At 67.8% G+C, this 8,320-nt stretch carries 10 protein-coding genes; 7 read left to right on the top strand and 3 right to left on the bottom strand.

Going from position 1 to position 8,320, the window contains the following annotated elements:
* The 3 genes from ABDV68_RS16865 to coxB all read right to left on the bottom strand — a co-directional run.
* A partial coding sequence (locus ABDV68_RS16865; RefSeq protein WP_343521266.1) for a heme o synthase occupies window positions 1-617 on the bottom strand: 617 nt, incomplete at its 3' end.
* A gap of 254 nt (window positions 618-871) precedes the next feature.
* Complete coding sequence (gene ctaD, locus ABDV68_RS16860) at window positions 872-2,548, bottom strand: cytochrome c oxidase subunit I (RefSeq protein ID WP_343521265.1); 1,677 nt, start codon at window positions 2,546-2,548, stop codon at window positions 872-874.
* A gap of 3 nt (window positions 2,549-2,551) precedes the next feature.
* Complete coding sequence (gene coxB / locus ABDV68_RS16855; RefSeq protein WP_343521264.1) at window positions 2,552-3,769, bottom strand: cytochrome c oxidase subunit II; 1,218 nt, start codon at window positions 3,767-3,769, stop codon at window positions 2,552-2,554.
* A 352-nt stretch (window positions 3,770-4,121) separates the two neighbouring features.
* Between coxB and pyrE the strand changes: the two genes are divergently transcribed.
* The 7 genes from pyrE to ABDV68_RS16820 all read left to right on the top strand — a co-directional run.
* Window positions 4,122-4,706 carry an orotate phosphoribosyltransferase gene (gene pyrE / locus ABDV68_RS16850; protein ID WP_343521263.1) on the top strand — a complete coding sequence of 195 codons (585 nt, stop codon included), beginning with the start codon at window positions 4,122-4,124 and terminating at the stop codon, window positions 4,704-4,706.
* Window positions 4,703-5,434 (top strand): pyridoxine 5'-phosphate synthase, encoded by a 732-nt coding sequence (locus tag ABDV68_RS16845; RefSeq protein WP_343521262.1) that lies wholly within the window; start codon window positions 4,703-4,705, stop codon window positions 5,432-5,434. Before pyrE ends, ABDV68_RS16845 begins: the two co-directional genes overlap by 4 nt.
* The gene (locus ABDV68_RS16840) at window positions 5,431-5,724 is read left to right on the top strand and encodes a hypothetical protein (RefSeq protein WP_343521261.1); all 294 of its coding nucleotides are present in this window, start codon (window positions 5,431-5,433) and stop codon (window positions 5,722-5,724) included. Before ABDV68_RS16845 ends, ABDV68_RS16840 begins: the two co-directional genes overlap by 4 nt.
* A gap of 7 nt (window positions 5,725-5,731) precedes the next feature.
* Window positions 5,732-6,136 (top strand): holo-ACP synthase, encoded by a 405-nt coding sequence (gene acpS / locus ABDV68_RS16835; RefSeq protein ID WP_343521260.1) that lies wholly within the window; start codon window positions 5,732-5,734, stop codon window positions 6,134-6,136.
* Between the two features lie 28 nt (window positions 6,137-6,164).
* The gene (gene lepB / locus ABDV68_RS16830; RefSeq protein WP_343521259.1) at window positions 6,165-6,995 is read left to right on the top strand and encodes a signal peptidase I; all 831 of its coding nucleotides are present in this window, start codon (window positions 6,165-6,167) and stop codon (window positions 6,993-6,995) included.
* A gap of 7 nt (window positions 6,996-7,002) precedes the next feature.
* Window positions 7,003-8,133, top strand: coding sequence for an AI-2E family transporter (locus ABDV68_RS16825; protein WP_343521267.1), 1,131 nt, complete (start codon window positions 7,003-7,005; stop codon window positions 8,131-8,133).
* Window positions 8,130-8,320 (top strand): glutathione S-transferase N-terminal domain-containing protein (locus tag ABDV68_RS16820; RefSeq protein ID WP_343521258.1); only part of this gene is annotated, 191 nt, incomplete at its 3' end. The genes ABDV68_RS16825 and ABDV68_RS16820, both read left to right, overlap by 4 nt.

Here is an 8,320-nt window from a genome sequence, read left to right as displayed (position 1 = left end):
AGCATCGGAACCCCGGCATTGGCGTAGTCGGTCTTCACGAACAGCGCGAGCGCCCAGAAATGCGGCGGGGTCCACAGGAAGACGAGGCAGAACAGCAGGAAGGGCAGCAGCGCCACCTGACCCGTCGCCGCGGCCCAGCCGATCAGCGGCGGGAAGGCGCCCGCCGCGCCGCCGATGACGATGTTCTGCGGCGTGCGGCGCTTGAGCCACACGGTGTAGACCAGAACGTAGAACAGGATCGAGACGAGCAGGATGCCGGCCGCGACATAGTTGACCGCAAGCCCCATCAGGATCACCGACAGCGCCGCGACGCCAACGCCGAAATGCAGCGCCGACTGGCGGTCCATGCGTCCCGCGGGAAGCGGTCGGCCCTGGGTGCGCTTCATCTTGGCATCGAGATCGGCCTCGTACCACTGGTTGAGCGCGCCGGCCGCGCCCGCGCCCAATGCGATGCACAGGATCGCGGTGAAGCCGAGCACGGGGTGGATCGAGACCGGCGCCGCGAGCATGCCGCAGAGACCGGTGAACACGACCAGCGTCATCACCCGCGGCTTGGTCAGCGCGAGGAAGTCGCGCCAGTCGGCGGGGACGGTCAGGCTATGGTTGGCGACGGACATTTGCGGCGGCCTATAGCGAGCGCCGCGAGTCGGGGGAAGGGCGGGCGCCGGCGGAAGTTGACACTCGATTGACACTATCGCCGCGCTTCGACGCGTGGAACGGATCACACCGCCCACGCCGCAGGTCCTGAGGAAAGGAACTTGCGAGATGGATCGGTCCAACCAAGCACGGCGTTTCCAACATGTATCCAACAATCGACGAAAGCGCCCCGGAGTTTCCCCCCGGGGCGCTTCGTTTTCAGCCGTGTCGCAACTCAGTGATGCTTGTCGTCGTCGATCACCGGGAGCGTCTCGAACTGGTGGAACGGCGGCGGGCTCGACAGGGTCCATTCGAGCGTCGTCGCGCCTTCGCCCCAGGGATTGTCCTCCGCCTTCTTCCCCGCGAACAGCGAGATGAAGAGGTTGACGAAGAAGATCACCATGCCGACGAGCATGATCGCGTAACCCCAGCTCGCGATTTCGTTGTAGTGCGCGAAGGCGTCCGGATAGTCGGGGTAGCGGCGCGGCATGCCCTGCAGGCCGAGGAAGTGCATCGGGAAGAACAGCACGTTCACGCCGATGAAGAACACCCAGAAGTGCAGCTGGCCGAGCAGCTCGTTGTACATCCGGCCCGACATCTTCGGGAACCAGTAGTAGAAGCCCGCGAACAGGCCGAACACCGCGCCGAGCGAGAGCACATAGTGGAAGTGCGCGACGACGTAATAGGTGTCGTGCATGTAGTCGTCGACGCCGCCGTTCGCGAGCACCACGCCGGTCACGCCGCCCACGGTGAACATGAAGATGAAGCCGATCGCCCACACCATCGGGGTCTTGAAGCTCATCGAGCCGCCCCACATCGTCGCGATCCACGAGAAGATCTTGATGCCGGTCGGCACCGCGATGATCATCGTCGCGGCGGTGAAGTACATCTTCACGTTCACACTCATGCCGGTCGTGAACATGTGGTGCGCCCACACGACGAAGCCGACCACGCCGATCGCGACCATGGCGTAGGCCATGCCGAGATAGCCGAACACCGGCTTGCGGCTGAAGGTCGCGACGATCTGGCTGATGATGCCGAAGCCCGGCAGGATCATGATGTACACTTCGGGGTGGCCGAAGAACCAGAACAGGTGCTGGTAGAGCACCGGATCGCCGCCGCCGGCGGGATCGTAGAAGGTCGTGCCGAAGTTGCGGTCGGTGAGCAGCATGGTGATCGCGGCGGCGAGCACCGGCAGCGCGAGCAACAGCAGGAAGGCGGTGATCAGCACCGACCACACGAACAGCGGCATTTTGTGCAGGGTCATGCCCGGCGCGCGCATGTTGAAGATGGTGGTGATGAAGTTGATCGCGCCGAGGATCGACGACGCGCCGGCGAGGTGGAGCGACAGGATCGCCATGTCCACCGACGGCCCGGGCTCGCCATAGGTCGAGAGCGGCGCATAGACGGTCCAGCCCACGCCCGCGCCGCCGCCGACGAAGGGCGAGGCCAGGAGCAGGGTGAAGGCCGGCACGAGCAGCCAGAACGACAGGTTGTTCATGCGCGGGAACGCCATGTCCGGCGCGCCGATCATGATCGGGACGAACCAGTTGCCGAAGCCGCCGATCATCGCCGGCATGACCATGAAGAACACCATGATCAGGCCGTGCGCGGTGATCAGCACGTTCCAGAAGTGCAGCGATTCGTCGAAGGTCTGCTCGCCGCCATGGACGAAGCTCGCCCAGGTGCCGAGATACTGGATGCCGGGCTCGGCGAGCTCGAGGCGCATCAGGCCCGAGATGCCGCCGCCGATGATCCCCGCGAGAATCGCGAAGATCAGGTACAGCGTGCCGATGTCCTTGTGGTTGGTCGACAGGAACCAGCGCGCGAAGAAGCCGGGCTTGTGATCGGCATCATGGTGATGGTCGTCGTGCGCCGTGAAGGCGTGTGCGTCGCGAGCTGCGTCGGTCATGGCTTACTGGTCCGTGTTGCCGGTGGCGGCTTGATTGGTGGTGGCGGGCTCGGCCGTCGTGTTCTCGACGACCGCGTTCCCGGCGGGAACGGTGCCGTTGACCGGAGTCGCGGTGTCGTCGGCCTTGTCCGCCGCGGGCTGCGCGGGCGCGGCGGCGGAAGGCTTGTTCGCCTCGGGCATCTTGCCGCCCTTGGCCGCGATCCACTGCGCGAACACTGCGGGCTCGACCGCCTCGACGACGATCGGCATGAAGGCGTGGCGCGCGCCGCACAGCTCCGAGCACTGGCCGAAATAGACGCCGGGCTTGTCGACGGTGAAGCTGGTCTCGTTGAGGCGGCCCGGGACCGCGTCGATCTTGATCCAGAAGGCCGGGATCGCCCAGCTGTGGATCACGTCGTTGGCCGTGGCGATCAGGCGGATCGGGGTGCCGACCGGCACGACGATGCGGTTGTCGACCGCGAGCAGGCGCGGACCGTCGACATCGGTGCGGTAGCGCGTGCCTGCCGGAACCTGGTCCTTTTCCTTGAGCATGTTGGCGGTGATCGAGATGCCGCCATGGTCGGGATATTCGTAGCTCCAGAACCACTGGTTGCCGATCGCCTTGATCGTCACGGCGTTGTCCGGCGCGGGCTTGAACTGCTTGGCGAGCAGCGAGATCGACGGCCACGCGATGAACGCGAGGATCAGGACGGGGACGACGGTCCAGACGATCTCGATCAGCGTGTTGTGGCTGGTCTTGGAGGGGTTGGGGTTCGCCTTGCGGCGGTAGCGCACGATCGTCCAGGCGAGCAGGATCAGCACGAAGATCGAAACCGCGAAGATGATCGGCAGCAGGATCCAGTTGTGGAAATGCGCCGCGCTCTCGCCGAGCTTGGTGACCTGCGGCTGGATGCCGATGCGGTGATCGACCGGCAGGCCGACGCCGTCCATCGGGCCGTTCTTGTGCGTGCCGTCGGCATTGAGCAGCGGATCGGCGACCTTCGCAGCGGCCGGCGCCGCGGCCTCGGCCTGAGCCACCGGATTGCCCGGTGCGGGAACCGCGGCCGGAGTCGCCACGGCCACCGGTGCGGGCGCCTTGGGCGCTTCGGCGGCGGGCGCGACCGGCGCCGCGGCCGGAGCAGAAGCCGTCTGGGCCTGGGCCATGCCGCCGGCGAGCGCGAGGCCAGCGGCCAGGACGATCGCCTTCAATCCATGCATGCGCATCTTGTCGTTCAACCCCATGTTTCCATAGACCCCTTTTCGGGGCGCGCCGGGTCTCCGGTCGCGCGGGCGCAACTTGCCCGTTGCGGCTGGCCTATAGCAGCAAGATCGCGTGTCTCAAGCTTGTCGCGGTTCTTTTTAGCTTGCGGCACCGGCCCGCTCCCCCACCCGGCCACCCACGCGGCGTATCTTGATGGGAGTGTGGGGTCGGTCACGCCCCGGCATGACCTGAACAGCGCGCGGCGCTGTTCGCCCCACTGGGAACGGGCCGGTGCCGCGATTCAGCGGCTGAACCCGAACCAAACGCCCCGGTTGCGGCACGGGCGGGCCGCGCCTAGATGCGAAGGGCGCGAAAACGGCGGGAAGAGGGCATGTGACCGACGACGAGGTTCTGGACGAGTTCCGCGCGGCGCAAGCGCTGCTTGAAGGGCATTTCATCCTCTCCTCGGGCCTGCGCAGCCCGCGCTACCTGCAATGCGCGCGCGTGCTGATGAACCCGGCGCGCGGCGCGCGGCTGGCGCAGGCGGTCGCGGCGAAGATCCCCGCCGAGCTGCGCGAGCGGATCACCGCGGTGGTCTCGCCCGCGATGGGTGGGGTGATCGCCGGGCAGGAAGTGGCGCGCGCGCTCGATGTCGACGCGATGTTCGTCGAGCGGCCCTCCGGCACCTTCGAACTGCGCCGCGGCTTCCGCCTCGCGCCGGGGCAGCAAGTGCTGATGATGGAGGACGTCGTCACCACCGGGCTCTCGAGCCGCGAGGCGATCAAGGCGATCGCCGAGGCCGGCGGCGAGGTGATCGCCGCGGCGAGCCTGGTCGACCGCTCGAACGGCGCCGCCGATCTCGGCGTGCCCTTCTTCCCGCTGATCCGGCTCGACGTGCCGAGCTATGATCCCGAGTCGCTGCCGCCCGAGCTGGCCGCGATTCCCGCGATCAAGCCCGGCAGCCGGGTGGCGGCGTGAGCGCAGGGCACCTTCGCCTCGGCGTCAACATCGACCATGTCGCGACCGTGCGGAACGCGCGCGGCAGCGGCTATCCCGATCCGGTGCGCGCGGCGCTGCTCGCGGCGCGGGCCGGCGCCGACGGCATCACCGCGCATCTGCGCGAGGACCGGCGCCACATCACCGACGACGATATCGCACGGCTCTCGGCCGAGCTGCCCGTGCCGCTCAACCTCGAAATGGCGGCGACCGACGAGATGCTCGGCATCGCGCTGCGTCACAAGCCGCACGCCGCGTGCATCGTCCCCGAGAAGCGCGAGGAACGCACCACCGAGGGCGGGCTCGACGCGGCGGGGCAGCACAATCTGCTCGCGCCGATGGTGAGCGAGCTGCGCAACGCCAACATCCGCGTCTCGCTGTTCATCGAGCCCGATCCCGCGCAGATCGAGGCCGCCATGCGGCTCGGCGCGCCCGTGGTCGAGCTGCATACCGGCCGCTATTGCGAGCTCGAGGGCGAGGCCCAGACCGCCGAGCTGCGCCGCATCGCCGACGCCGCGGCGCTGGCCGCGAAGAACGGGATCGAGGTCCATGCCGGCCACGGCCTGACCTTCGACAATGTCGTGCCGATCGCCGCGATCCCCCAGCTCGCCGAGCTCAATATCGGCCATTTCCTGATCGGCGAGGCGATCTTCGACGGGCTCGCGCCGGTGGTGCAGCGGATGCGCGAGCTGATGGACGACGCGCGGTGAGCACCGCGACATTTCCCGCGCGCGCGTTATTGGCGGTCGACTATGCGCTGCTCGGGCTGTCGATACCACTGACGATCGTGTTCGCGCCCTTTCTGTTGATCACCGCAATCTACGGAATGTGGCTCGCCCCCCTCGCCCTGATGACACCTTTCGTGATCGCAATCGGCGTGTGGCGCGCCAGACGCACGGATCGGGAGGCTCGCCTGTTCTGGCTGGCTCTGCCGATCGTTTGGACGATCCCGCCTGCGATCGTCTTCCTGCCCATGCTTGCCGCGAATATGGGCTGGTGAGCGCGTCATGATCATCGGCATCGGCTCCGACCTCTGCAACATCGAGCGCATCCAGGCGACGCTCGACCGCTTCGGCATGCGGTTCGAGCAGCGCGTGTTCACCGATGTCGAGCTGCGCAAGGCGGCGAAACGCCCGCTCAACTATGCCGCGACGCTCGCCAAGCGCTTCGCCGCCAAGGAGGCTTTTTCCAAGGCGGTGGGGACCGGATTCAAGGCGGGCGTGTTCATGCGCGACATCGGCGTGGTCAACGCGCCGTCGGGGGCGCCGACGCTGGCGCTGACCGGCGGCGCCAAGGCACGGCTTGACGCCATGACTCCCGCGGGTCACGTCGCGAAGGTGCACCTGACGCTGACCGACGACCATCCCTGGGCGCAGGCGCTGGTGGTGATCGAGGCGCTGCCCGCACAGTGAAAGAGGACGAATGGCCCGGGAGTTGGCGTTGAAGGCGAAGACGGAAGCGGCCCGCACCGACTGGTGGGGCGAGGCCAAGGGCATCTTCTGGCTCGTCGTCGCGGTGCTCGGCTTCCACAGCCTCGTCGCCAAGCCCTTCTACATTCCGTCCGAATCGATGATGCCGACGCTGCTGGTCGGCGACCGGCTGGTGGTGACCAAATATCCGTACGGCTATAGCTACGTCACCCCGACCTTCCATGTCCTGCCGTTCATCAAGGGACGGCTGTTCGGCAGCGTGCCCAAGCGCGGCGACATCGTCATCGTCACCCCGCCCGACGCGCGCACCGACTATATCAAGCGCGTGATCGGCCTGCCCGGCGAGCTGATCGAGATGCATGGCGGCATCGTCTACATCAACGGCAAGCCGGTGCAGCGCGAGCGGCTCGGCATCCGCGCGCTCAAGATCGACATCAACCTCGCCTGCCCCGGCGACCATTATCCCGGCGCGCTCGGCCGCGACGCTTCGGGCGCTTTGGTGTGCAATGTGCCGATCGTGCGCGAGACGCTGCCCGGCGGCGCGCGCTACGACACGATCGACATCGGGCCGACCAACGCCGACAATTTCGCGCCGCTGCGCATCCCCGCGGGCCAGGTGTTCCTGATGGGCGACAATCGCGACAACAGCGCCGACAGCCGCTTCAGCCTGGCGCAGGACGGGCTGGGCGGGCCGGTGCCGATCGAGAATATCGGCGGGCGCGCCGAGTTCATCACCTTCAGCCTCGACGGCAGCGCGAACTGGAACCCGTTCACCTGGTTCGGCTCGTTCCGTTCGGGCCGCGCCGGCACTTCGCTCCATCCCGACCGCCCCGGAGAGTGACATGACGATGGCCAACGACCAGGTTTCGATCGTCCAGGAACCCGGCCCCAACGAGATGCGCGATCCGGTGATGCGCGCCGAACTGCGCCGCGCGACGGTGTGGTTCGGGCTGGCCATCGCCGCCGCGCTGATCGTGCTGCTGATCCAGCCGCTGCTGCTGATCTTCGCCGGCCTCGTCGTCGCCTCGATGCTCGACGGCGGGACGCGGCTGATCCGCCGCTATCTGCCGATCCCGCGCGGCCTCGCGCTGCTGATCGTGGTGCTGCTGGTGATCGCGTTCATCGGCGGCGTGTTCTACCTGACCGGGGTCGAGATCGCCGCGCAGGCCGAGCAGCTGCGCGAGACGCTGGAAGCGCAGGCCGTGCGGCTCAGCGGCTGGCTCAGCGAGCTCGGCGTGATGCCCGGCGCCGCCGACCTCAAGGGGCTGGCGCAGCAGGCGTTGGGCTCGGTCGGCCGCGTCACCTCGTTCATCGGCGGCGCGATCGGCGCGATCGGCAGCTTCTTCCTGGTCATGGTCATCGGCCTGTTCGTGGCGATGGAGCCGCGCATCTACGAGCGCGGGCTGCAGTGGATGGTGCCGATGCAGTCGCGCGACCAGTTCGCGATCACGCTGGCGCGGATGGCGCGGACGATGCGCATCCTGCTCGCCGGGCGCCTCGCCGGCATGGTGTTCGAGGGCGCGCTGACCTGGATGCTGCTGTCGATCGCCGGGGTGCCGATGGCGCTGCTGCTCGGCATCCTCACCGGCATCCTCGCCTTCATTCCCAATATCGGCGCGTTCGTGTCGGGCGTGCTGATGGTCTCGGTCGGGTTCAGCGCCGGGCCGAACGAGGGGCTGTGGGCGATCGCGATCTATTTCGGGGTGCAGACCTTCGACGGCTATGTCCTGCTGCCGCTGGTCGCGCGGCACACGGTCGACATGCCGCCCGCGCTCACCGTCTCGTCGCAGATCCTGATGAGCACCCTGTTCGGCTTTCTCGGCCTCGCGCTGGCCGACCCGCTGGTGGCGATGATCAAGGTCGCGCTCGAGCGCAAGTCGGAGCAGGCTGCGGAGGCGGGGCTGGGGCCCGAGCCCGATACGGCGCCGCCGCCCAAGACGGTGCGCTCGCGCCGCGCCAAGGCGAAGCCGGCGACATGATCCTCTACGATTATTTCCGCTCCTCCGCCGCCTATCGCGTGCGGATCGCGCTGAACCTCAAGGGGGTGGCGCACGAGCGGCGCGAGGTGCATCTGGTCAAGGGCGAGCAGCGCTCGGCCGAGCATGTCGCGCGCAACCCGCAGGGGTTCGTGCCCGCGCTCGACATCGGCGGGGGCAAGGTGCTGAC

It is taken from the genome of Sphingomonas sp. (assembly GCF_039595165.1).
Lineage (GTDB): Bacteria > Pseudomonadota > Alphaproteobacteria > Sphingomonadales > Sphingomonadaceae > Sphingomonas.
Note: the sequence above shows the minus strand (reverse complement) of the source record. Positions and strands in the feature narration are given on the sequence as shown.